A 24226-nucleotide genomic window follows, 5' to 3' on the forward strand; every position below is an offset into this window, starting at 1 on the left:
TATAGTACATTGAAAAGCCTCGGGTTTTTCTATATAATTAGATAAAAGTATACCATGTCAGGGTATTTTTGAAAAAAGAAGGTGTAAACATATGGACGAATACAAGAATAACATGAAAGCGATATCAAGTTGTTGAGGCTCTGCCGATGATGCAGGTCAGCATCAACAGAAACCCAATACGGAAAACTGTCAGATTTGCGGAAGCAGGCTAGAATATTTTGCTCAAGGGAAGGAATTAAAATGTTTCCGTTGTAGAAAAAAAGAATTTGCCAATATAAGTTGTCCAAACGAACATTATATATGCGATGAATGCCACGGGAAGGACGTTTTTAAGACAATAAGGGACTATTTATTAACAACAAAATCGAATAATCCTTTGCATATTGCTGAAACTCTAATGGGTTACACCGATAAGGTCCCGATGCTGGGCTGCGAAAATGCCTGGATTGCTGCGGGGTCTTTAATGGTATCTATTAAGAATGAAGGATCCATAAAAATAGCTGATAGCCAAATTGACGAGGCGCTGAATCGGACCCGCAGACAGGCCATTGGCGGGTATTGTGGTCTGACGGGAGTCTGCGGGATTGCGCCTGCTATCGGAGCCTGCTTTAGTATAATTCTCGGGGCTGCATGTCCAAAAGATCGTGAAACTTCAATTACTATGAAAGTTGTGGGGAAAATAGTAAATGTTATTGCTGATGAAACCGGTCCGTGCTGTTGCAAAAATTTCGTTCGAACTGCCCTTGCTGAAGCTATTAAACTTACAGATCAATATCTAAACGTACAACTTCCAATTTCCGATGAAATACCCCTTTGTACTCACGTAGAGAGACATCCGCATGGGTGCAGAAAAGATAAATGCCGTTATTATACTGTTTAGGATAAGTGGAAAGCCAAGTTAGAGTATATAACACCTTAACCTGCTACATCTCTGCGTTCTGGTCAGAGCAAATTCCTTATGATTATTGATGTGCTGCATCATTAATATCAGCAAGATTGATAGATACCACGAAATGGGTTATAATTAAATATGTTTAGGCTTGACTATAAGACGAGGTAGCTTGTTAAACCTATCTTTTTTCCATGATAATACACAAGCAATACTTTGATAATGCTCAAGCAATACTTTTTGTTAAAATTGATTAAACTATATACTAATTTATGTTTCAGAGGAGAAGGAATAGTGAATCAAAATAACGACAAGCAAAAGTATTTTTTGCAAACCTTCGGCTGTCAAATGAATGAACGTGACTCGGAAACCATGGCCGGCCTGCTGGAAGGTATGGGTTATGAGCCGGTTGCCAATGCGGAAGATGCAGATATCATCATATTAAATACATGCACGGTAAGGGAAACAGCAGAAAATAAGGTTTGGGGCAGAATAGGGGAGTTAAAGGTGTTAAAGAGCAAAAAGCCCGATCTGATTATCGGCATTTGCGGGTGCATGGCTCAGCAAAAGGAAACAGCCGAGAAAATAAGGAGAAAAGCCCCGCATATAGAGCTTATTTTTGGTACCCACAACATCCACGAACTGCCCGAAATGATCAATAGACTCGTGGCGGAACGCAAACCTTTGCTTAATGTATGGAATGCTGAGGGGAGTATTGTAGAAAACCTGCCCGCCCGCCGTAAAAGTAAGGTTAAAGCTTTTGTTTCCATCATGTTCGGCTGCAATAATTTCTGTACTTACTGCATAGTTCCTTACGTAAGGGGCAGGGAACGGAGTAGGCAGATTGCTGATATCGTCAGGGAAGTCAAGTCTCTGGCTGAACAGGGATATAAAGAGGTTACGCTGCTGGGGCAGAATGTTAATTCTTACGGAAAAGACCTCCCGGAGAAAACGGATTTCGCCGACCTGTTGGAGGTACTCAACGAGATAGACGGTATCCGGCGCATCAGGTATATGACTTCTCACCCCCGTGATTTTACGAGTAAACTGATTGATGTTATTGCCCGTTCCGAAAAGGTATGTGAACATTTCCATCTGCCTGTCCAGTCAGGATCCAACAGCATCCTGAAAAAAATGAACAGGGGTTATACCAGGGAATACTACTTCGAACTGGTAGCGGAAATCCGGTCCAAAATTCCACACGCCAGTATTACCACCGATATAATTGTCGGTTTTCCGGGTGAAACAAGGCAGGATTTCGAAAACACCATGGATTTACTGGATAAAGTCCGCTATGACTCCGCATTTACCTTTGTTTATAACAAGCGCTCCGGGACTCCGGCTGCCAGCATGACCGACCAGGTTCCTGACGAAGAAAAAAGCAAACGTATTGTAGAACTGATTGAATTCCAGAATAAAATAAGTCTGGAAAAGAACCTCTGCGAAGTGGGCAGGGAGCATGAGGTCCTGGCGGAAGGCATGAAAAACAACCAAAACAAGGTGGAAGCCCGGACGCGTACCAATAAACTGGTATTATTAAACGGTGATAGTAATATGATCGGCAACATGTACAGGGTAAAGATAGTAAAGGCAGGTCCGTGGCACTTAGATGGCGAGATTCTTTCATCTGGTAAAAATTGACCATTTAGCAGGATAATAGCGCTGACCTGTCGAAGCAATATATAAACTGGAGGTGAAACAATTGACCGTACTGGAAAAGGCAAAGGAATTGGCTCAGGCAATTGCTGAATGTGATGAACTGAAAGAAGTCCGTGCTGCTGAAACCAGAATGACCCTTGACCCTGATGCCCAGGATATTCTAAGGGAATTTCAGATCAAACAAAGGGAATTTTACAATATACAGGTGAACGGCGGAGAACTTACAGAAGAGCAGAAGCGCGATGTGGAACGAATCGAAAACAGGATGTCACAAAATGAATATATCCGCAAATTTGTGGGCGCTCAGGAAAGGTTTGAGGCCTTGTTAAATTCAGTAAATATGATTATTGCTCAGGCTATTTCAGGTAATTCAGGTTGTGGTTGTGGGGATAATGGCGCAGCAGATTGCTGCGATTCAGGCTGCAGCGGTTGCAATTAAGTAGGAGGAAAGAGACTTGGTTTGCTGAGTCTCTTTTTCTTAATATTTAGGAAAGTGTACTTAAGATATGCTTGTAAATAACTTTATCCAGGGCCAACATTGATGTTTTTCAGGAGGAACATATGAGCAGCTACACGCCAATGATACAGCAGTACCTTGAAATTAAAAGTCAATACCCGGATGCCATCTTATTTTTTCGTTTAGGCGATTTCTATGAAATGTTCTTTGAGGATGCCGAAAAAGCTTCCAAAGAACTGGAAATAACTCTCACAGCTCGGGATGGGGGTAATGATAAAAAGGTACCGATGTGTGGCGTTCCTTTTCATGCTGCCACTACATATATTGCCAAGTTAATTAATAAGGGTTATAATGTAGCCATTTGCGAACAGGTAGAAGACCCCGGGGCTGCCAAGGGGATCGTCAAGAGAGAGGTAATCAGGGTTATTACGCCCGGGACTGTCCTCGAAGAAAATATGCTGGATGAAAAACAAAATAACTTCTTAATTGCCGTAAACAAAGATGATTTCGGTTATGGTCTGGCCGTAGCTGATGTATCCACCGGGTATTTTGCCGTTACTGAATTAAGAGGGGCCAAAGCGCTTAATCAGTTAATAGACGAAATATCCAGGCTGCAACCGGTGGAATGCCTGATACCGGATAACCTGGTTAAAAATATGGATTTAACTACAGAGATTCTCAAACAGGTTAAACTTTCGCTACATTCTTATTCATCGGTTCATTTTTCTATAAAAAATGCCACCAGTACTCTTTTGCGCCATTTTGCTACGGGTTCCCTGGAAGGGTTTGGTTGTTTGGAAATGTCAGTAGGTATCAGTTGCGCCGGGGCCCTCATGGCATTTCTGGCGGAAACGCAGAAAAACTCCTTAAAACATATCAACAAATTGATACCTTATACGACCACTTCATATATGCTGCTGGATCCGTCTACCAGGAGAAATCTGGAACTGACCAGGACCATCAGGGATTCGTCCAGGAAAGGCACTTTACTGTGGGTTCTTGATTACACGCAAACAGCTATGGGGGGCAGGCTGTTAAAAACCTGGCTGGAACAGCCCCTGACTGATATAACGGCTATCGAAACCAGGCTGGATACCGTTGAGGAACTGGTCAATAACGTTTTTATGCGGGGTGACTTGCAGAAACTGTTTACTGAAGTTTATGACCTCGAGCGTTTGGCTGGTCGGATTGCTTTCGGTTCAGCAAATGCCAGGGACCTGATTGCCCTGAAAAAATCACTGCAGGTTCTTCCTAAAGTTAAAGAGATACTTGAAAGGGCCTATTCACCAGGTTTAATTCAATTGTACCGGCAGCTTGACATACTTGAAGACGTAGCCTCCTTAATCGAATCTGCTATAGACGATAACCCGCCTATTACCTTGCGGGACGGGGGTATAATTAAGAAAGGTTATAACGAAGAAATTGACAGACTGAGAAAAGCCAGCCGGGACGGTAAGACATGGATTGCCGAACTGGAACGCAGGGAAAAGGAAAGAACGGGGATTAAATCGCTAAAAGTCGGATATAACAAGGTTTTTGGTTATTACATTGAGGTAACCAGGGCAAATCTGGATGCAGTCCCGGATGACTATATACGCAAACAAACGCTGGCCAACGCTGAACGCTTTATTACTCCCGATTTAAAAGAATACGAATCTCTCATTCTTGGAGCGGAAGAAAAGATTACGCAACTGGAATATGAACTTTTTCAGGCCGTCAGGGAAAAAATCAGCAATTCCACGGCGAGAATTCAGCAGGCAGCTTCTATTGTGGCCCAACTTGACGTATATATTGCTTTCGCCGAAGCTGCCATAAGGAACAACTACACCAAGCCTATTATCAATGACGACGGTATTATTAAAATAACCGACGGCAGGCACCCTGTGGTGGAGAAGTTCATGCCTGAGGGCAGTTTTGTCCCTAACGATACCTATCTTGATTGCTCAGGTTACAGGATGGACATTATTACCGGGCCCAATATGGCCGGAAAATCTACTTACATGCGCCAGGTAGCTCTAATTGTGTTAATGGCCCAAATCGGCAGCTACGTACCCGCTTCGGAAGCTCGGATAGGTATCGTAGACCGGATTTTTACCCGTGTCGGCGCTTCTGACGACCTGGCCACGGGGCAGAGCACCTTCATGGTTGAAATGAATGAAGTAGCCAATATTTTAAACAATGCCACAGCTAAAAGTCTGATAATTTTGGACGAAGTAGGGCGGGGTACGAGTACCTTTGACGGATTAAGTATCGCTTGGGCCGTGGCAGAATATATTTTGGATCCCGAAAAAATCGGAGCCAAAACTCTCTTTGCCACACATTACCATGAATTGACGGAATTGGCCGATATTTATCCGGGGGTGCAAAATCATAATATCGCAGTCAAAGAAAAAGGTGATGATATTATATTTCTGCGTAAAATCATTCCGGGCGGGGCAGACCGCAGTTACGGCATCCAGGTTGCCCGGTTGGCGGGTTTGCCGGGAGAAGTCTTGGGAAAAGCCAAGGAAATCCTCCGCACTTTGGAAGTTAACGAGGATGCAGTGAAAACGAAAAGGGAAGTAGCTGCAGCGAGGAAAAAGTGTTCTGATGGCAACAACGTCATCCAGTTAAGGATGTTTGACGAACCGGCCGCCGGCGATGCTGTGGCCAAGGAAATACTCTCGCTCGACCTTTTAAATCTCACTCCCCTGGAAGCTTTAAACTACCTTTATAAACTTCAGCAGAAATTAAGAAGCTCGTCAGGGGAATAAGGAAGCAGGTGATTAAATGTATATCGGTATCGATGTGGGCGGCACTTTTACCGATGCCGTCTTAATCGATAAGGACCGGGTGATCAGCAAAACAAAGTTTCCAACAGTACATGACAACTTATTGCTCAGTTTATTGGAAGCTCTCGACAGGGTAACGGACCAAGTGGATAACAGTTTGATTGAGAGAGTGGTTATCAGTACTACCCTCATAACTAACCTGATTGTCCAGAACAAATACGAACCCGTAGCCCTGGTACTGGAACCAGGACCCGGGTTAAACCCCAGGGATTACCCTTTTAAGGAAGATACCTTTATTATCGACGGTGCCATTGATTACAGGGGCCGGCAGATTATTCCCCTGGATAAGCGGCAATTGGATTTAACCATATCAGAAATCAAAAAGAAAGGGTATAGAAAAGCAGCCATTGTCGGCAAGTTTTCCGGCCGTAATAATGCCCACGAAATAGAAGTTGGCAACATATTTAATCGAGCGGGAATAATAACCGAACTGGGCCATAAAGTTTCCGGCCGGTTGAATTTCCTGCGTCGGGCAGCTACCACCATGCTCACGGTTGCCACCCGTGATGAACATGTAAAGTTTGTGGATACAGTTAACAAAGCATTTAGAGACAGGCAAATTACGGCGCCTATATTTATCTTAAAAGCTGACGGCGGTACATTGTCCCTGGAAGATTCCAAAAAAGCGCCAGTTGAGACTGTTTTTTCGGGACCGGCAGCCAGCACTCTCGGTGCCATGGCTTTGTCTCCGGAAGGGGAAGATACAGTAGTCATGGATATAGGCGGTACTACCACCGATTTGGCTCTAATTCTATCCGGTAAACCGGTTCTGGCCTCAAAAGGAGCCACAGTAAAAGGTTATTATACCAGCATAACATCCTACGCGGTTCGTTCCGTACCTGTTGGGGGAGACACAGCCGTTGCAGTGAAAGGAAATGACATAGACCTGCTTTACGAAAGAAAAGGCCCGGCCTATTGTTTCGGCGGACCGTATCCAACACCTACCGATGCCCTGTTGGTATTGGGATATTACAGTCACGGTAATGTGGAAGCGGCAAAAGAAGGACTGGTTAAACTGGCCGAGCCGCTGGGATGTGATGTAAAAACGGTGGCGCAAAAAATATTGGATAAATTCAGCCAAAGCATTACCGGGGCTATTGAAGATATGTTTTTATCTTGGGAACAGGAGCCTGCTTACAGGGTTTGGGAATTATTGCACCCGACCCAGATACGTCCCCAAAACATAATCGGGGTAGGTGGCGCCGCTCCCGGCATAACTCAGGCCGTAGCCCGGTTAATAAACTGCACCCCTGTTATACCGGAACACGCCGAAGTAGCCAATGCCATAGGCGCTGCCGTTGCCCAGCCCACTTTGAAAGCAACTTTACGGATTGATACAGGAGAGGGGTTATATACCGTCGAAGAAAACGGCAATCAAGGGTCTGTCAGCAAGTTTTCTTCTTTTCGGGAAGAAGATGCCGTTCGACTGGCTAAAGAACAACTGCTAAAAATGGCTGACGACTTACATGTCCCGGTTGATACCGGCAGTGTAGAGGTTACTCATTCGGAAGTATTTAATGTGATCAGGGGTTTTACCACCACTGGCAGGATTTATCACGTCACGGTGCAAACCCCCAGAAAAATCCTTACCCGTCTTTATAAACAAGGGGGCCAGGACGCATGAAGAAAACAGGACTGGTTTTTTTCCCGGCCTTTGACTGGGCCATATCGCCGACTCACCCCGAAAGGGAGGAACGGCTGCTTTATACAAGAGACCAAATTTTTGAGGAAGGGCTTATGGATTTACCGCAGATAACCGAATATAAACCGCGCCTCGCCACAAAAAAGGATGTGGCCAGGACCCATTTTTGCGTGCCCAACGTGGCCGGCCAGACCACGGAAGCGCATTTAATTGCGGCAGGTGGCGCTCTGGTAATTGCCGATGCACTTATGAAGGGGGAAATCCATAACGGATTTGCCATGGTTCGACCGCCCGGCCACCATGCCATGCGGGTGGTACATGGTAACCGCGGCTTCTGCAATATCAATAACGAAGCCATTATGGTTGATTATTTAAGGCATAAATACGGCATAAAAAAGGTGGCCATCATTGATACCGACGTGCACCACGGCGACGGCACCCAGGATATCTTTTACCATGACCCGGATGTTTTATTTATCTCATTTCACCAGGATGGCCGGACCCTCTATCCGGGTAGTGGTTTTACCAACGAAGCAGGCGGCCCGGCAGCTTACGGTACTACCCTGAATGTTCCGCTCCCGCCGGGTACTACCGATGAAGGTATTCATTATGTGCTGGATAATTTAATTCTGCCTGTGTTAAACGAATTCCAACCGGAAATTATTATTAACTCGGCCGGACAGGATAACCATTATACGGACCCCCTTGCCAACATGAAGGTATCAGCCCAGGGTTATGCCCAGTTGAACCAGAAACTGGCCCCGGACATTGCTGTTTTGGAAGGCGGTTACGCTATTGAAACGGCCCTTCCTTATGTCAATACGGGAATTATCCTGGCTATGGCGGGCCTTGATTACTCGCATGTTATTGAGCCTGATTATAATAAAAACCAACTTGTACAATCTCCGGAAAAAACGGAGAGGATTAAGGAAACTGTTGAAGAGCTGTTGGCAGTATGGAAACAAAGAAACAAAATTGAACTTGGCGTACTGGCCCATAAATCAGATTTTTATCAGCGGCAGAAAACCATTTTCTATGATACTGATTATATTCACGAAAACCAGGTAGAAAAAGTGCGGCTTTGCTATGATTGTGCCGGATACATTACAATCATGTCCCAGGCTTTTCATCATAATGACCGGCGGAGTAAGGTTTTTTGTGTCGCTATTCCTTTTAACGCTTGCCAGAGGTGTTACAATGACGCCCATAATGATTATATGAACGCTGTTAGGTCAGAAGCCTACGACTATGTTTACCTGCAGAACAAAGCGGAAGACGTTTACCGTATCTTTACCAATGTGGGAACTAAAAAACTGGAAGAGTTTTAACTCATAACGACAGACAGGTGAATGAAGTGGGTAAAATCAAGATACTTGATGATTTTACAGCCAATAAAATAGCCGCCGGGGAAGTTGTGGAGCGACCGGCATCGGTAATCAAAGAACTGGTGGAAAATGCCCTTGATGCCGGGAGCAGTAAAATTGAGATTCAGATTTTCCGGGGTGGACTTGATAAGATTACAGTTATTGACAACGGGGAGGGAATGGACAGAGAAGACGCTCGCCTAGCTTTTCACAGGCATGCTACCAGCAAAATAAGAAATGATGCGGACCTTGATGCCATCGCTACCCTTGGTTTTCGGGGCGAAGCTTTACCGAGTATTGCCGCCGTATCTACAGTGGAAGTGCGAACTAGGCCACATAATGAAGTTTGCGGCGCCCGCCTCATCGTTGAGGGAGGCAAAATCGTTAAAGATGAAGATATCGGTTGCCCGGCCGGAACCACAATCACAGTATCCAACCTTTTTGCCAATGTTCCGGCGCGCTTAAAAAATATAAAATCTGTATCCCTGGAAGCAGGGCATATCAGTGACGTGGTCGGTAAACTGGCTGTGGCTTACCCGGAAGTCAGCTTTAGTCTGCAGCATGATAACCGGTTTTTATTTAAAACTTCGGGAAACGGTGATATGCTGGACATCATTGCTTCCCTTTACGGGACAGAGACTGCCAGGGCGCTGCTGCCTATCAATGCAGAAAGGGATGGCATCGGTATCAATGGCTATATAGCCAGGCCTTCCGTGACCAGGTCCACAAGGAACCATCAAACTTTTATAGTAAACAGGAGAATAGTAAAAAGCCGCCCCTTAAGCCAGGCTCTTGAACAGGGGTATCATTCATTAATAATGACGGGCCGGTATCCGGTGGCATTTTTGAATATCCATCTGCCTTACAACCTGATTGACCCGAATGTTCATCCCGCGAAAATGGAAGTAAGGCTATTTGTTTTAGATAAAATCAGCGATTTGCTAAGTAGCACTGTAAAAGATGCCCTGTCCAGCAACACTCTTATCCCGGAAACGAAGATTCCCGTGGAGAAACCGTCAGGTATACAAAATAGGAACCAAGCTCAATATGTTCAGCAGTTTCTGGATGTAGATGAAGGCCATTATCACGGAAAACAGGCCGAATGTTCTCTGGTTAAAGAAGGTACTCCGGTTTTGGCTGAATTGCCGGACAGAAGCCTTGCGGACGAACCACAGAAGGAACCGCAAGACATACCACTGAATATGCTACAGGATTTACCCCGGCGGATTTCCCTGGATACACCCTATAACTATTTCCCAAAAGACAAAGTCATAGCGGGTTTGCGCCCCATAGGCCAGATTGACTGCACTTATATCGTAGCCCAGGGTAGGGAAGCAGGGCTATACCTGATTGACCAACATGCGGCTCACGAGCGAATTTTGTATGAAAAAAATATGCAGGTGCCAACAACTAACTATTCTCAGCTTTTAGCCATTCCCCAGCATATTGAATTGACCCACCTGGAAGCTCAGGTATTGATTACCAATATTCTGGAGTTCCAGGCCATAGGATTTGTTATAGAACATTTTGGAGGGGACAGTTTCTTGTTACGGGGAGTCCCAGGAGGATTCCCGCCGGGAGAGGAAAAAAAGATTTTTTTGGATTTATTGGATTATTTTTTCAATAATCAGCACAAACTAACAAATAAAGCGCTGCGGGAAGACCTTATTATCATGATGTCCTGTAAAGCCGCTATCAAAGCGGGAGACAGGCTATTACAGGGACAGATGGAAAAGTTGCTTGCTGATTTGAGCAACACGGAATTGCCATATACCTGCCCGCACGGCAGGCCGACGGTAATACATATCTCGGGCTATGAATTAGAGAAAATGTTTAAGAGGGTATTATAACATGTCACCAAATCTATATGTTACCAATACCCATAAGATCAATCCTGAGTCTGTGGCTATGGCCGAATCCTGCAGCAAAGTTTTAAAGGTCCCTTTTATTCCAAGGAATAAGCGCCCCTTGAATGCGCTGTGTCCGGAGGGGGAAGAGGCCGGTTTTCTGGTGGTCAGTAAGAACTTGGAACTATCTTTAATTTATAAGGGTTTTGAATTGTTTTTTCACCCCAGTATGAGTAAGGTGCGTATCAAAGCGCTGCAAAAAGGGCAAAATGACCCCATGCTTACCGCTATGGATGCTTGTCCAGGAGACTCAGTCTTGGACTGCACTCTGGGCCTGGGTTCCGATGCTATAGTAGCAAGCTTCGCCGTGGGAGCTTCGGGTAGGGTGGTAGGCCTCGAATCGGTACCCGTCATTGCACTGATTGTCCGGCATGGTTTGCAGCACTACCGGGACAAAAACGAGAGGATCAATGAAGCCATGCGCAGAATAGAAGTAATCAATGCTGATTATCTGAACTACTTGAAAACCCTGCCGGATAATAGCTTTGATATAGTATATTTTGACCCTATGTTCAGGAAACCCATGCAGAAATCCAGTTCAATGAAACCGCTGCGCAGATGGGTAAACGGAGATCCGTTGTCCATGGAAGCAGTGAATGAAGCAGTCCGTGTGGCTACCAAAAGGGTGGTTATGAAAGAAGGTAGTTCCAGTGGTGAATTTGCTCGCTTAGGATTTAAAAACATAGTGGGCGGAAAACACAGCCCGATTGCTTTTGGGTTTATAATTACAGGGAAAGGAGAGAAAGCTGCGTTGTGAAACCACCTTTCCTGATAGTTATAGTAGGTCCTACCGCCGTTGGAAAAACCGAGGTAGGTATTGAACTGGCCAAGCTGATTAATGGAGAAGTTATTTCAGGGGATTCTATGCAGGTTTACCGCGGTATGGATATAGGTACTGCCAAGCCAACAAAAGAGGAAATGCAGGGGATTCCACATTACATGATAGATATACTTGACCCTGATGAAGAATTCAGTGTGGCGCTTTTTCAAAAAATGGTGGAAAACTACATTAAACAGATTTATGATAAAGGAAAGGTACCTATTTTGGTGGGCGGTACAGGTTTATACATAAGATCTGTAATTGATCGTTATGATTTCACACCTGTGGCCGTTGATCCAAGTCTGCGGGAAAAGCTGAAAGAAGAAGCTGAAATGTATGGCAGTGCAAGTCTGCATCGAAAGCTTCAGCAGGTTGACCCAAAGGCCGCCGAAAAAATTCATCCCAACGATATGCGCAGAATTATCAGGGCTTTGGAAGTTTATTTAAGTTCCGGCCGGCAAATTTCTTCGTTTCACAGATTAGAGGATGAGAGTCTGCCTCCGAAATATCGGTTGGGCTATTATGGGCTGACGATGCAAAGACATAATCTTTACCGTCGTATTGAGGAAAGAGTAGATAAAATGATTGAAAAGGGGCTGATAGAAGAAGTTCGATGTCTCCTGAAAAAAGGTTATCATGAAGGCATGGTTTCCATGCAGGGCATTGGTTATAAGGAAATCATAGGCTATCTGCGGGGTGAATATACTTTAGAAGATGCTGTGCAACTTTTAAAACGCAACACCCGACGGTTTGCCAAAAGACAACTGACCTGGTTTCGCAGGGATGCAAGGATTAAATGGTTTGATGTCGAAGCATATACCTTCAAATCAGAAATTGCGAGAGAAATTGCCATGCAATTTGAAGGACAATTTATTAAGACGTAGAATATTGTAAAAAACTAAAAATGGAGGGACAAAGATGACTAAGCCGCAAATTAATCTGCAAGATGCATTTTTAAATCAGGTTAGAAAGGAGAATATTCCTGTAACCATATATTTAGTCAATGGTTTTCAGCTAAAGGGAATGGTTAAAGGATTTGACAATTTCACTGTTATCCTGGAATTAGACGGAAAACAGCAAATGGTGTATAAACATGCAGTTTCAACCATATCTCCTCTGAAACCAATAAGCTCGTCCTATACCAGCGCAACTGCCAATGCAACTGCAGCCGAACCCAAACAGCAGTAGCTTATATTCAGAGATAAAATTGACATAGTATATTGTCCCAATGTCATCCGGGACAGATACGATTAACATGATGGACAAAATTAAGAGCCCTCTTTTTTTGAGGGCTCTTATCTATTTAATCAGATGTTTTTCCCATATGTTCATGTCTTCAAAGCCTGTGCATATCCTACAATTGTTTACCAACCGGCCCCTATATTTATACCCGCTTTTATGGAACACGCTGTTGATACCTGCAGATTTGGCCCGAGCCAGACTGAAAACAGTTGTTATAGGCCGATTTTCCATGTCTTTTTCAAGGGCCTGAACTAATTGGAACATCAGCCCCTGCCCCCTGTAATTATCCAGTGTTGCACAATCGGTAATTTCGGCCGCTTTATTATCCAGGTCCATTTCTGCAGAAGCAGCGCTAACTATTTGATTTTTATGTAAAATTACGTGAAAAACATAATTATTATTCATACAGTATTTTAAATAGTTCGGGTCTTTGATAGGAGTGGGATACAGGTCAAACACTTTTTGAAAAAACTCAGCCAGTTCATAGGCAGCACGAGGGCTGGCTGCCCTTATCTGAAAACCGGCAGGCAAACCGCGGCCAGATAAACTAACAGATTTCCCAAAGATTTTCTCCAAAACCCCATCCTCCTGAAGAAAATCCTTGGACAGAAACCTTTCCGGATCTAAAAACTTAGATACCAGGACAGCCGGTCTTCCCTTATAATAGTAGTTCATAAAGCCTTCTACCATGTACCCTGCAGACACAAATTCTTTCCAACGGAATTCCCTGCAAAAAACGATTATCTTGTTCATCCAGGCAGTTTTCCTGGCTATCTTTTCTATATAATCAATTACCTGAGCGGTGGTGCCCGTGCCCTGATCTTTTACAATCAGGCGTCGGTTGAATTTGTCAAAGTTTATGTTCAAGCCGGTAGTGGGGGTGACGGCTTCCCAACAATCTTTGTGCCCTGTGAATTTATATTGCATCATCATAAGTACCCCTTCTTTTTTCCCGGTTGTTGCCCTTGGGAACCAGACTTATTTCCCCGTTAAATAATTTTGCGAGGCCGAAGGCTTTTTTAGGTATGCCACAGGTTTCGCAGTTTTTACACTGGCTGGTTTTATCCTCCGGCTCTGAGTAACAACATATTACTCCTTCATAATTTCGTAAAATGGTTTTATCTACAGAATGAGAGATCAGGTACTGAGGGTTTACGGGGATTTTTCCACCACCCCCCGGGGCATCGACCACAAAGGTAGGTACTGCCAGGCCGGAAGTATGTCCACGGAGCATTTCAATAATCTCAATACCTCTGCTGACAGGTGTTCGGAAATGCTCTATTCCCCTGGCCAGGTCACATTGATATAAATAATAGGGTCGCACCCTGATAGTCAATAGTTTTTGAAATAATCTTCTCATGATCCCGGGGCAGTCATTTATTCCTTTTAACAATACTGTTTGGTTTCCCAGAGGTATCCCGGCATCGGCCAACATATTACAGGCGTGAATAGATTCTGGAGTAATCTCCTTCGGGTGGTTGAAGTGGGTATTTACCCATATAGGGTGGTATTTTTTCAAGATATTGCAGAGCTGAGGCGTAATTCTTTGTGGTAAAACGACAGGAGTTCGGGTGCCAAAGCGAATTATTTCTACATGTTTAATAGCTCTTAAATTTTTCAGCAGGTATTCAATTTTTTCGTCAGGGAGCAGAAAACTATCTCCTCCGGAAATCAAAACATCTCTAATAGAAGGTGAGCTTTTAATGTACTTCAGAGCCCTTTCTATTTGCTTCATTGGCAACTGCCTGTCATTGGTTCCTGCCATCCGTCGCCGGGTACAGTGGCGGCAGTACATGGCACATTGGTCTGTGACCAGCATTAATACTCTGTCCGGATACCTATGAGTAATCCCGGGAACAGGTGAATCGATTTCTTCATGCAATGGGTCATCCATATCGCTGCATACGGAAATCAATTCATCGGAGGTTGGTACCGCCTGTTTTCTGATAGGACAGTTAGAATCGTTTGGGTCCATAAGTGAGGCGTAATAAGGGGTAATGGCCATTCTAAGGTGAGTGAGGCAATTTCGTATTCCATCTTCCTCTTTTGGGGTAAGTTTCAGAATTTTTTTCAATTCTTCAACGGATGTAATTCTATTTCGCAATTGCCACGTCCAATCATTCCATTTTTTTTCATTATCCTTCTTCCAGTTTAAACCATTACATTGCTTCTGCAATATACATCACTCTCCTTTTTTTGAATTTTTTAATCCCTGGGTAAAAGACTCACTTGATCTTTACCATGCTTATAGTATGGTTGCCGGATAAGAAAAACCAGGGCACTCTAACTCTCTTCTGATGTGTTTTCAGCAGAAGAGAGAGTTAGAGTGCCCTGGCTTCGTTAACTCGCGTAACTCACCCTAGACCACTATGCAATGACCTATCTCCAGCCCTCGTAGAACTAAGAGAAAGCCCCAGCTCCCTCGACCGGGTTTTTCAACGCTAGGTTTCGGTGGAAACCCTTCCGTTTCTTTAGGCACTTACAACAACCCACCCAAGCGTGCTGTTGCTCGAACCGCACCTACTTCCTATGTTTAATTCACCCTGAATTGTCCGTCTGTAATAATTTTACCATTTAACTAGTAATTGGTCAAGAGAACCTTACCGCTATGTCTTTAGTTTGGACATAATCCGTGTGGCCCGGCGCATACAAAAAACCAGCTCTTTTACTGAGCTGGTTTTTTATATATCTAATCACTTTGTGAAATATTAAACAACATTATTTCTTTTTAGCAACAGAATCCTTTAAAGCCTTACCAGCTTTGAACACAGGAACCTTGGAAGCCGGAATCTTGATTTCTTTTCCAGTTTGCGGGTTGCGGCCTTTCCGGGCTTTTCTCTGCTTGACTTCAAAAGTACCAAAACCAATGAACTGAGCTTTCTCACCGCGAGCCAATGCTTCCTGAATGCTTTGAAATACAGCATTTACAGCCTTTTCACAATCTTTTTTCTTTAAGTTGCTAACCTTTTCTGCCACTTGGGCAACTAAATCTGTTTTAGTCAACAAAAATACCTCCTTTTAAATCTTGATTTTGGGCTTTGTTATAATTGCTCTTGAAGGAAAACTCAAGAATACCTCCTTTCGGTCGGGTGGTGATTAATCATGAAATTTATTGGTTTTGGTTAATGCGGCTTAAGACCTGCTTACCCGCTAAAAATGATCCCCACAAATCACACACTATTAAAAAACAAAATAATGTCTGCAACAACTATAACCTGCCCTCAAGATGTTCAAGGAGTGAATTCTGTTGTATTAAAAACCCTGCTGTTTATTAGTTGACCAAAAAGACTGACTCGAATGCTTTTAGAACAATGGGTTGTTCTTGTTTCTTATGTTAATGCTAATTTATTTCTACATATATCGCAGAAATCCTGCATATTTTACCAATAAATCCACATCTTTTTAATGAATTATACATGAATTACATTTTTCCTCATAAACATATTAGGTAGAAATTATTTCTAATAAGGAGTTGACAAACCATGGAAATCAAAATTATTCGCGATCGCCATAAAGGTTTAATTACTCCTGAGAAATTGTTGAATTTGGTCGAAAAGGGCCATCTTCCGCCAAGTAAAGCCATAAATTACTTTAATGAAAAAAACCGGAAAAAATTTAAGGATTATGCCAAAGAAGAATCGGTACAAATAGACAGAGAACAGGAAATTCTGGATGAATTGAACCAGATGGTAGGTCTGGCGCCTGTAAAAAAAATCGTTAACGAAATCCGGGCTTTTGTCAAAATACAAAAACTCAGGGAGGAAGAAAGGCTGTTGACAGAGCCTCAGGCGCTGCACATGATTTTTAAAGGAAACCCCGGTACAGGAAAAACCACCGTAGCCAGGGTCTTTGGCCGCCTCTTCAAAGAAATAGGGGTTTTGTCCAAAGGCCACCTACTTGAAATAGAACGGGCAGACTTGGTTGGCGAATACATTGGGCATACAGCGCAAAAGACTAGAGATCAGATAAAAAAAGCCATGGGTGGCGTATTATTTATAGATGAAGCCTATTCTCTTGCCCGCGGCGGGGAAAAGGATTTTGGCAAGGAGGCTATTGACGTAATAGTCAAAGCCATGGAAGACCATAAAGATAACCTACTGCTTATCTTGGCAGGTTATCGGGAAGAAATGGAACAGTTTATCGGGACCAATCCCGGTTTAAGGTCACGGTTTCCCATACATATCGATTTTCCCGACTACAGCATGGAAGAGCTGCTGCAGATAGGCGAATTAATGCTCAACCAACGTCAATACCGGTTATCTCCACAGGCAAGGGAAACTCTGAAAAATGTTCTAGCATGTAAAACTGCTTTGCATCACCACGAAGGAAATGCCAGAATGGTCCGCAATATTATCGAAAAAGCCATTAGGTTGCAGGCAGTCCGCCTGGTTTCCAAAACTAAAGTTACCCGTGAGGAACTAATGACTATACTTCCGGAAGATATCAAGGGGGCACGGGAAAATTGGCTAAGGAATGTCTTGTAATTGGCAGGATGTTAAGGTTATTCCCATATCTTCCCTTTATTCATAAGCCTTAAGAAGATTAAACGAAGGTATTTTATTTGCTCCCTTGGAACTCCGCCGCCAGTGCCCAGAGGATGGCTGGTGCCATAAATGAGGGCACCGAATTGCCGGAGAACGAAAGTTGACACATACTTAACTAGAGGATAGAATTAGGAGGGATCTATACGATAAGGTGAAACGAACAAATTAAGCACGGTTTACCGTTTCGCCAGGGTCCTATACGAAGATTACAGGAATGATGCCAATTGCCTGGATATTGAAGCGGATGAACTGCATCTGTCCCGTTTGAAAAAAAGTTTGAAAATCGAGGAGAGATCTAAGTGTGAACCTTGAGAAAATAGTCTTAAAAACTGAAGAAAAAATCCAACCTGTTTATAATTTATTGGATAAAATTGCTTTCAAAAACCATGAGAAGGTACTGCAAGCTTTTAATGAAAGCCAGGTTACAGATTACCACTTAAAAGGAAGCACCGGTTACGGTTATTCAGACGCCGGGCGTACGGTAATCGAAAAGATTTTCAGTATTATTTTCCGTACCGAGGCGGCTTTAGTCAGAGGGCAGATTACTACGGGAACTCATGCCATAGCTGTAGGGCTTTTTGGGAACCTGCGGCCGGGAGATGAATTGTTATCTGTCACCGGCGCTCCTTATGATACGCTACAGGAAGTTATCGGTATAAGAGGGGAGTCGCCTAACAGCCTGAAGAACTGGGGAGTAACCTATCGCCAGGTTGATTTGACAGAAGACGGACAGATTGACCTGGATGCTGTTAAAAAGGCCATAAGCCCTAAAACTAAAATAGTTTTTATCCAGCGGTCCCGGGGGTACGCATGGCGAAACGCGCTGAGAATCCAAGACATTGGCTCTGCCTGTAAATTTGTGAAAGAAATTAATCCCTCAATAGTCATCTTTGTGGATAACTGTTACGGTGAACTGGTAGAGGTTCAGGAACCCACGGAAGTTGGAGCTGACCTTGTGGCGGGTTCTTTGATTAAAAATTTGGGCGGCGGTCTTGCTCCCACGGGCGGTTATCTGGCCGGACGAGAAAGTTTGATCAAAAACGCCGCCGAACGATTGACTGCTCCCGGCATTGGTGCTGCCGTCGGCGCAACATCCGACTGGAATCGCTGGTTTTTGCAAGGAGTTTTCCTTGCTCCGCATGTTGTCTGTGAAGCCCTGAAGGGCGCTGTGTTTACGGCTGCATTGTTTGAGGAACTAGGTTATGACGTACTGCCCAAATGGAATGATTACCGCTCTGATTTAATCCAAAGCATTCGGCTTGGCTCCGCAGAAACAATGGTATCTTTTTGCGAAGCTTTGCAGCAGGCATCTCCGATTGACAGTCACGTATTACCCCAACCATGGGATATGCCCGGATATGACTGTCAGGTAATAATGGCCGGCGGCACTTTTGTACAGGGAGCTACTATTGAATTAAGTGCAGACGGGCCAATCAGGGAACCTTATGCAATATATTTACAGGGCGGCCTGTCAAAAGATTACGTGAAGATTGCAGCCATTAAGGCAGCCAGGAAAATAACTTCTTAAAGTAAATATATTATTAAGGTGCAGGAATTAGAAGAATTTGGTCGAATAACCTATATGTTAAGGACAATTTAGCCACTGTTAAAGGGGGGTGGGCAGTGCAAGAGACGGCACAACAAAGAATTCTCGTTATAGATGACGATAAATTCATGGTGCGTATTATTAAAGACTGTTTGGAAAAAGTAGGTTTTATTGTTTATGGCGCAGAAGATTTTAGTTCTGCCATGGAATTGATTTACCAGATGACTCCTGACCTTATCTTGCTAGATGTGGTACTGCCCAAAATGAACGGCTTTGAAATATGCAGGCTCCTGAGAAATGATACTAGAACGAGCCACGTTCCCATTATCATGATTACATCCAAGGCAATGACTGAAGACAAGGTGGCCGGACTTGAAGCAGGGGCCGATGATTATATAACAAAACCTTTTGACCCCCTGGAGCTGGTGGCTCGGGTTAAGACCCACCTGCGCCGCGCAAAACAGGAAAAAGCTTTTAACCCACTTACCGGGCTTCCCGGAAATATTGTAATAGAAGAAGAAATTAAACAAAGGGTTGAGGTAAGCAACCGGAAATTTGCCGTTTTATATCTAGACCTGGATAATTTCAAGGCTTATAATGATGTTTACGGATTTTTGAAAGGTGACGAAGTCATAAAATTTGTTGCCCACATTTTGGATAAAAACGTAAAGGAATTTGGCAACCCCGACGACTTTATCGGTCACATCGGTGGTGATGACTTTATCTGTATTACTACGCCTGATAAGGTAGATGATATTTGTACAAACATTATTGAGCAATTTGATTCAACCATCCAACTTTTTTATTCTTCGGAAGACCGGAGAAGGGGACATATAATAACAAAGGATCGTACCAATCAGGACGTTACTTATCCCTTCATGTCTATCTCAATTGCTGTTGTGAGCAATGAAAACAGGCAGATTGAGAACCACTGGCGTGTGGCGGAAATTGCGGCTGAAATGAAAAAATATGCCAAATCCAAACCGGGCAGCATCTATGTTAAAGACCGAAGATCCCGGTAAATTCCGCGTGATTTGACAAAAGTTGTTTGCTGAAGTTTTGTTGGGGGTTATCGTTTGGAACAGGTAATACTTTGGATTTCCGTTATCATTGTTATTATCGGCGCCCTGGGAACCATCCTTCCGGTTTTACCCGGCGCACCCTTAATATTTGTTACTGCCATTTTATACGGTTGGTACGAAGAGTTTAACAAAATTACCCCTCTGACGCTGGTTGCCTTGTTCCTATTAATGGCGCTGGTTATGGTAATAGATTATGTATCCGGAAGTCTGGGTGCCAAAAAATACGGCGCTACCAAATCAGGTATATGGGGTTCTCTCATTGGCGGGGTTATTGGTTTTATGCTTTTTAACGTGCCCGGTATTATACTGGGTCCCTTGGTAGGAGCAGTTATCGGAGAGATAATAGCCGGCAAGAACATTGCTGAGGCATCCAAAGTTGGTATTGGCACCTTACTTGGTATGGCCGTCGGCTCTGCCGTCAAGTTCTCATTTGCCATAGCTATGGCAGTTCTTTATATAACTAAAGTTCTTAGTTAACCAACTACGGCATTAGACTGTCGATAAAGTAGTGTCGGCAGTCTTTTTTTATGTCCGAACAGCTTTGTTTTTAGGTTAAGGCGTAGACTTAATTATTGTCAAATCGCATTAATAAAGGAAAAGGGAATAAGACCGGAATAGTCCCATTCCCAGACAAAATTGGCTATCAGTGAATGCGCCTGAAAACACCAATAACTTTGCCGATTATTTGTGCTTCATTAGTAATAATGGGTTCAAGGCGAGGGTTCTCAGGCTGCAACCTGATATAGTCTTTTTCTTTATAAAAAGTTTTTACCGTGGCTTCATCACCTAAAAGAGCTACGACTATATCGCCGTTTTTGGCGTTTGACTGCTGCCTTACCAGAATGTAATCCCCGTCCAAAATACCTGCTTCAACCATACTGTCGCCCCGTACTGACAGCATAAATACATTGTCATTCTTTACAAAATCCAGAGGCAGCGGAAAGGTATCTTCAATATTTTCAACGGCTAAAATCGGCTCCCCGGCCGTAACTTTTCCGACAATGGGCACATTTACCATTTCCTTTTTGATGACCGGCGAATCAGGATCAAGTATTTCTATAGTCCTGGGCTTAGTCGGGTCACGGCGAATATATCCTTTTTCCTCGAGCTGAGCTAAATGTCCATGTACCGTAGAACTGGAACTTAACCCTACAGCCTTACCAATTTCTCGTACCGAAGGGGGATAACCCTTTTTTCTGATTTCACGTTTTATAAACTCCAAAATTGCAATTTGCCTTGCATTAAGATCAGGGTACATATATTCACCTCCTAGTTTATTATAGCATAATTATCCAGATATGCAAACATTAGTTCGGTAATATCGCCAATTTTTTCTGAAAATGCATTGACACAGAACACCAGTTCGTGGTAAACTTTTTCTCAGAACAAACACTTGTTCGAGGAAAGGGGTAAGAATGATGGTAAAAAAGGTAAAAAGATGGAAAATCAATAAAAAAGTATTTCTGCATAGAATTCTGACTTTAATACTCAGCGTTTTGATGGTATTAATTATAACCAATACTGTTATAGCCGCCAATTTGCTACCGGAGTATAAAGAAGTTACCATTAAGTCCGGTGATACTTTGTGGGATTTGGTAAAATCAGCCTATGGCAGTAATGTAAATATTGAAAAAGTCATTTATGAAATCCGTAAATTAAATCATAAAACTACTTCTGATATTTATCCCGGGGAAAAATTAAAAATCCCTTTAAATTTATAGCATTTTTTACCTTAACCTCGAAGGATATTTCCGCCATTTGTCAAATAATATACAATATTAAGACAATATTAAAATAAATACACCATAAAATATCCGAGGGGCTGAGGTAAATTTGAGGAAGATTCGTATTGTAATCATTGGCGCAGGAAGAGAAGGCAGTTCTCTGTACCATTGTTTTCGAATGAAGCCTAACGTGGAAATAGTAGGAATTGCTGACGTGACAAAACAGGGCCTTGGTTTAGACGAGGTACAAAAGGTCGGTGTTATAGTATCGCAAAACTTAAAGGATGTTGTTACACTTCCCAATATTGATGTCATCGTGGAAACTACAAAAGACCCTGTTATTAGGCGGGAAATTTACGAATTAAAAAGCGAAGATACCCAGATGATTGAAGCTAATGGCTTGGATCTTCTTATGACACTGGGCAATAAAAAAGAAAAAGCCGAAGCAGAATTACTGTCAGTGCTCAATTCTATTCAGGATGCTGTAGAAATTGCTAATAATGACGGCATTATTACATATGTTAATCCAACTTTTGAAAAAATAACGGGGATTCCAAGGGAAAAGAGAATTGGCGCCAACATTTTCGAAGTTTGCCCAGAAAGTCCGTTGGCCATAGCTTTAAAAACTCAACAACCTGTGCATGCGGAAAAAGAGTATATAATAAACTACGGAAAAGAACTTATGTTTCACGCTTCACCAATAATGGTCAGGGATGAGCTACACGGTGCAGTTGCTGTTTTCAGGCCCCTGACTAACGTGATTAAATTGATGGAAGAACTGCAAAAATCTACTTCGATAATCGAAAGTCTTTATGATAAGTTCAGCCAGCTTAATGGTTTGGCAGAACTAAATGTTTCTGATGTAATGCCCATTGATAAAATGGAGCAGTTGCTCCTGCGGCAGGCCTTAACCAAATTTGGTTACTCTGTAGAAGGAAAGAAAAAAGCTGCAAAAGCCTTGAATATCTCACTGGCAACGTTGTATAATAAACTTAAAAAGTACCAGATAAGTTAAAGGGGTTTTCGACCCCCTTTTTTTCTTAATGTTTGCAGGGGGTGTTTGCGATAAGGTACATAGAGACTGATACGATAACCAATGTAGTTGCCAAGCTTTGTATTGAGGCTAACTATTACCTGCCCGAGGATGTACTGCAGGCCATTCAAACTTTTAAAGAAAAAGAGATTTCCGAAATAGGCCGGGATATTCTGGCCCAACTTATTCAAAATCAGGAAATCGCCCGGGCCCAAAAAGTCCCTATTTGTCAGGATACGGGCATGGCAGTGGTTTTTGTAGAATTGGGACAAGATGTGCACATCAATGGAGACCTTTACCAGGCCCTAAATGACGGCGTGGCTAAAGGTTATAAGGAAGGCTATCTTAGAAAATCCATAGTAGCAGACCCTTTTTTACGTGCAAACACGGGCTCTAACACTCCTGCCGTTATTCATATAAAATTGGTACCTGGAGATAAGTTGAAAATAACTGTTGCGCCAAAAGGTGGCGGAAGCGAAAATATGAGTGCAGTAAAAATGCTGAAACCTGCCGATGGCATGGAAGGAGTCGAGGACTTCATTTTAAAAACGGTTGAAGAAGCAGGTCCCAATCCTTGTCCGCCAATAGTTATAGGCGTTGGTATAGGCGGAACTATGGAAAAGGCCGCCTTGCTGGCAAAGGAAGCGCTGCTCAGGCCGCTGGGGTCAAGAAGTCCCCATCAGCATATTGCTGCAATGGAAGAAAGGCTGTTAGAGAAAATTAACAAACTCGGCATAGGGCCACAAGGTTTTGGTGGTAGTGTCACTGCGCTGGGCGTTAACATAGAAGTGTTTCCTTGCCATATAGCCAGTCTGCCCGTAGCGGTTAATATCAACTGCCATGTCAGCCGCCATATGTCAGCGGAAATTTAACTTTATATATGTGAGGGTAAGTGAAAATGGGAACTATCTATTTGTCAACTCCTTTGACTACGGAAAAAGTGGAAAAACTTAGAGCCGGCGACAGGGTATACATATCCGGTACAATTATTACCGGTCGTGACGCAGCCCATAAACGACTTATTGAAACCATCCAATCCGGCTCTGAGCTGCCCATTAACCTGGCGTCTCAGATAATTTATTACGTTGGACCCACACCGGCCAGACCGGGCGAGGTTATTGGGTCTGCCGGGCCCACCACCAGCGGGCGTATGGACCCGTATACACCTATACTGCTGGAGAAGGGCCTTAAGGGAATGATTGGTAAAGGCAGCCGAAGCAAAGAAGTTAAAGATGCCATCAGAAAGTACAAGGCCGTTTACTTTGCCTCTATCGGTGGAGCAGCAGCCCTGGCTGCCCAGCAAATAAAAAATGCGCGGGTTTTATTATATCCCGAGCTAGGACCGGAAGCTATCTATGAATTTGAAGTGGAAGACTTTCCGGTAATTGTTGTCAACGATTGCTATGGAGGCGACTTGTATATAGACGGTATAAAAAAATATCACAGGATACTGAATGCAGATATTTAAGTGGAGGTGCAGTTCAAC

General features: G+C 43.4%; 22 protein-coding genes. 18 read left to right on the forward strand and 4 right to left on the reverse strand.

The features are described from left to right. The first annotated feature begins 91 nt into the window (after positions 1 to 91). The 10 genes from Tfer_RS02465 to hfq all read left to right on the forward strand — a co-directional run bounded on the left by Tfer_RS02465 (position 92) and on the right by hfq (position 12757). Complete coding sequence (locus Tfer_RS02465; RefSeq protein ID WP_427916550.1) at positions 92 to 880, forward strand: DUF5714 domain-containing protein; 789 nt, start codon at positions 92 to 94, stop codon at positions 878 to 880. Between the two features lie 300 nt (positions 881 to 1180). Beyond that, positions 1181 to 2530, forward strand: coding sequence for a tRNA (N6-isopentenyl adenosine(37)-C2)-methylthiotransferase MiaB (gene miaB, locus Tfer_RS02470; protein WP_152908950.1), 1350 nt, complete (start codon positions 1181 to 1183; stop codon positions 2528 to 2530). Between the two features lie 61 nt (positions 2531 to 2591). Next, positions 2592 to 2987, forward strand: coding sequence for a YlbF/YmcA family competence regulator (locus tag Tfer_RS02475; RefSeq protein ID WP_052216729.1), 396 nt, complete (start codon positions 2592 to 2594; stop codon positions 2985 to 2987). A gap of 122 nt (positions 2988 to 3109) precedes the next feature. Next, the gene (gene mutS / locus Tfer_RS02480) at positions 3110 to 5758 is read left to right on the forward strand and encodes a DNA mismatch repair protein MutS (protein WP_052216730.1); all 2649 of its coding nucleotides are present in this window, start codon (positions 3110 to 3112) and stop codon (positions 5756 to 5758) included. Positions 5759 to 5774: 16 nt separating this feature from the next. Next, a complete protein-coding gene (locus Tfer_RS02485) occupies positions 5775 to 7460 on the forward strand; it encodes a hydantoinase/oxoprolinase family protein (protein ID WP_052216731.1) in 1686 nt (561 codons plus the stop codon). Continuing rightward, positions 7457 to 8806: a histone deacetylase family protein gene (locus tag Tfer_RS02490; RefSeq protein WP_052216732.1), complete on the forward strand. Its 1350-nt coding sequence runs from the start codon at positions 7457 to 7459 to the stop codon at positions 8804 to 8806. Before Tfer_RS02485 ends, Tfer_RS02490 begins: the two co-directional genes overlap by 4 nt. 26 nt (positions 8807 to 8832) lie before the next feature. Further along, positions 8833 to 10692 (forward strand): DNA mismatch repair endonuclease MutL, encoded by a 1860-nt coding sequence (gene mutL / locus Tfer_RS02495; RefSeq protein WP_052216733.1) that lies wholly within the window; start codon positions 8833 to 8835, stop codon positions 10690 to 10692. 1 nt (position 10693) lies between these two features. Further along, the gene (locus Tfer_RS02500; protein WP_052216734.1) at positions 10694 to 11506 is read left to right on the forward strand and encodes a class I SAM-dependent methyltransferase; all 813 of its coding nucleotides are present in this window, start codon (positions 10694 to 10696) and stop codon (positions 11504 to 11506) included. After that, a complete protein-coding gene (miaA, locus tag Tfer_RS02505) occupies positions 11503 to 12453 on the forward strand; it encodes a tRNA (adenosine(37)-N6)-dimethylallyltransferase MiaA (protein WP_052216735.1) in 951 nt (316 codons plus the stop codon). Before Tfer_RS02500 ends, miaA begins: the two co-directional genes overlap by 4 nt. A gap of 34 nt (positions 12454 to 12487) precedes the next feature. Further along, complete coding sequence (gene hfq / locus Tfer_RS02510) at positions 12488 to 12757, forward strand: RNA chaperone Hfq (RefSeq protein WP_052216736.1); 270 nt, start codon at positions 12488 to 12490, stop codon at positions 12755 to 12757. Positions 12758 to 12868: 111 nt separating this feature from the next. On the opposite strand, the gene ablB is transcribed toward hfq, so the two are convergent. The 3 genes from ablB to Tfer_RS02525 all read right to left on the reverse strand — a co-directional run bounded on the left by ablB (position 12869) and on the right by Tfer_RS02525 (position 15814). Then, on the reverse strand, positions 12869 to 13744 hold the full coding sequence (ablB, locus tag Tfer_RS02515) for a putative beta-lysine N-acetyltransferase (RefSeq protein ID WP_083436730.1): 876 nt from the start codon (positions 13742 to 13744) through the stop codon (positions 12869 to 12871). After that, on the reverse strand, positions 13728 to 14987 hold the full coding sequence (gene kamA, locus Tfer_RS02520; protein ID WP_052216738.1) for a lysine 2,3-aminomutase: 1260 nt from the start codon (positions 14985 to 14987) through the stop codon (positions 13728 to 13730). Before kamA ends, ablB begins: the two co-directional genes overlap by 17 nt. 542 nt (positions 14988 to 15529) lie before the next feature. After that, positions 15530 to 15814, reverse strand: coding sequence for an HU family DNA-binding protein (locus tag Tfer_RS02525; protein ID WP_052216739.1), 285 nt, complete (start codon positions 15812 to 15814; stop codon positions 15530 to 15532). Positions 15815 to 16293: 479 nt separating this feature from the next. Between Tfer_RS02525 and Tfer_RS02530 the strand changes: the two genes are divergently transcribed. The 4 genes from Tfer_RS02530 to Tfer_RS02545 all read left to right on the forward strand — a co-directional run bounded on the left by Tfer_RS02530 (position 16294) and on the right by Tfer_RS02545 (position 20460). Beyond that, positions 16294 to 17295 (forward strand): AAA family ATPase, encoded by a 1002-nt coding sequence (locus Tfer_RS02530; protein ID WP_052216740.1) that lies wholly within the window; start codon positions 16294 to 16296, stop codon positions 17293 to 17295. 361 nt (positions 17296 to 17656) lie between these two features. After that, positions 17657 to 18883: a methionine gamma-lyase family protein gene (locus Tfer_RS02535; protein ID WP_052216741.1), complete on the forward strand. Its 1227-nt coding sequence runs from the start codon at positions 17657 to 17659 to the stop codon at positions 18881 to 18883. Between the two features lie 95 nt (positions 18884 to 18978). Continuing rightward, positions 18979 to 19923, forward strand: coding sequence for a response regulator (locus tag Tfer_RS17065; RefSeq protein WP_013120367.1), 945 nt, complete (start codon positions 18979 to 18981; stop codon positions 19921 to 19923). A 54-nt stretch (positions 19924 to 19977) separates the two neighbouring features. Further along, positions 19978 to 20460: a DUF456 domain-containing protein gene (locus tag Tfer_RS02545; RefSeq protein ID WP_052216742.1), complete on the forward strand. Its 483-nt coding sequence runs from the start codon at positions 19978 to 19980 to the stop codon at positions 20458 to 20460. A gap of 166 nt (positions 20461 to 20626) precedes the next feature. Here Tfer_RS02545 and lexA read toward each other — a convergent pair whose 3' ends face one another. Next, entirely contained in the window at positions 20627 to 21241 is a 615-nt protein-coding gene (lexA, locus tag Tfer_RS02550; protein WP_013120369.1) for a transcriptional repressor LexA, read from the reverse strand. A gap of 157 nt (positions 21242 to 21398) precedes the next feature. Between lexA and Tfer_RS02555 the strand changes: the two genes are divergently transcribed. The 4 genes from Tfer_RS02555 (at position 21399) to Tfer_RS02570 (ending at position 24208) form a co-directional block, all read left to right on the forward strand. Continuing rightward, complete coding sequence (locus tag Tfer_RS02555) at positions 21399 to 21704, forward strand: LysM peptidoglycan-binding domain-containing protein (RefSeq protein WP_083436731.1); 306 nt, start codon at positions 21399 to 21401, stop codon at positions 21702 to 21704. 112 nt (positions 21705 to 21816) lie between these two features. Further along, a complete protein-coding gene (locus Tfer_RS02560; RefSeq protein ID WP_152908944.1) occupies positions 21817 to 22722 on the forward strand; it encodes a PAS domain-containing protein in 906 nt (301 codons plus the stop codon). Between the two features lie 41 nt (positions 22723 to 22763). Beyond that, positions 22764 to 23612: a fumarate hydratase gene (locus tag Tfer_RS02565; RefSeq protein ID WP_152908945.1), complete on the forward strand. Its 849-nt coding sequence runs from the start codon at positions 22764 to 22766 to the stop codon at positions 23610 to 23612. Between the two features lie 26 nt (positions 23613 to 23638). Further along, positions 23639 to 24208 carry a Fe-S-containing hydro-lyase gene (locus Tfer_RS02570; protein WP_052216746.1) on the forward strand — a complete coding sequence of 190 codons (570 nt, stop codon included), beginning with the start codon at positions 23639 to 23641 and terminating at the stop codon, positions 24206 to 24208. Positions 24209 to 24226 lie beyond the last annotated feature (18 nt).

This window comes from Thermincola ferriacetica (genome assembly GCF_001263415.1).
Lineage (GTDB): Bacteria > Bacillota > Thermincolia > Thermincolales > Thermincolaceae > Thermincola > Thermincola ferriacetica.

What these genes read in the sequence shown, in the direction of transcription:
- hfq (WP_052216736.1), top strand. Translation starts at nt 12,488, where the DNA reads ATGACTAAGCCGCAAATTAATCTGCAAGATGCATTTTTAAATCAGGTT.
- Tfer_RS02490 (WP_052216732.1), top strand. Translation starts at nt 7,457, where the DNA reads ATGAAGAAAACAGGACTGGTTTTTTTCCCGGCCTTTGACTGGGCCATA.
- mutS (WP_052216730.1), top strand. Translation starts at nt 3,110, where the DNA reads ATGAGCAGCTACACGCCAATGATACAGCAGTACCTTGAAATTAAAAGT.
- Tfer_RS02530 (WP_052216740.1), top strand. Translation starts at nt 16,294, where the DNA reads ATGGAAATCAAAATTATTCGCGATCGCCATAAAGGTTTAATTACTCCT.
- ablB (WP_083436730.1), bottom strand. Translation starts at nt 13,744, where the DNA reads ATGATGATGCAATATAAATTCACAGGGCACAAAGATTGTTGGGAAGCC.
- lexA (WP_013120369.1), bottom strand. Translation starts at nt 21,241, where the DNA reads ATGTACCCTGATCTTAATGCAAGGCAAATTGCAATTTTGGAGTTTATA.
- Tfer_RS02555 (WP_083436731.1), top strand. Translation starts at nt 21,399, where the DNA reads ATGATGGTAAAAAAGGTAAAAAGATGGAAAATCAATAAAAAAGTATTT.
- Tfer_RS02485 (WP_052216731.1), top strand. Translation starts at nt 5,775, where the DNA reads ATGTATATCGGTATCGATGTGGGCGGCACTTTTACCGATGCCGTCTTA.
- Tfer_RS02570 (WP_052216746.1), top strand. Translation starts at nt 23,639, where the DNA reads ATGGGAACTATCTATTTGTCAACTCCTTTGACTACGGAAAAAGTGGAA.
- Tfer_RS02500 (WP_052216734.1), top strand. Translation starts at nt 10,694, where the DNA reads ATGTCACCAAATCTATATGTTACCAATACCCATAAGATCAATCCTGAG.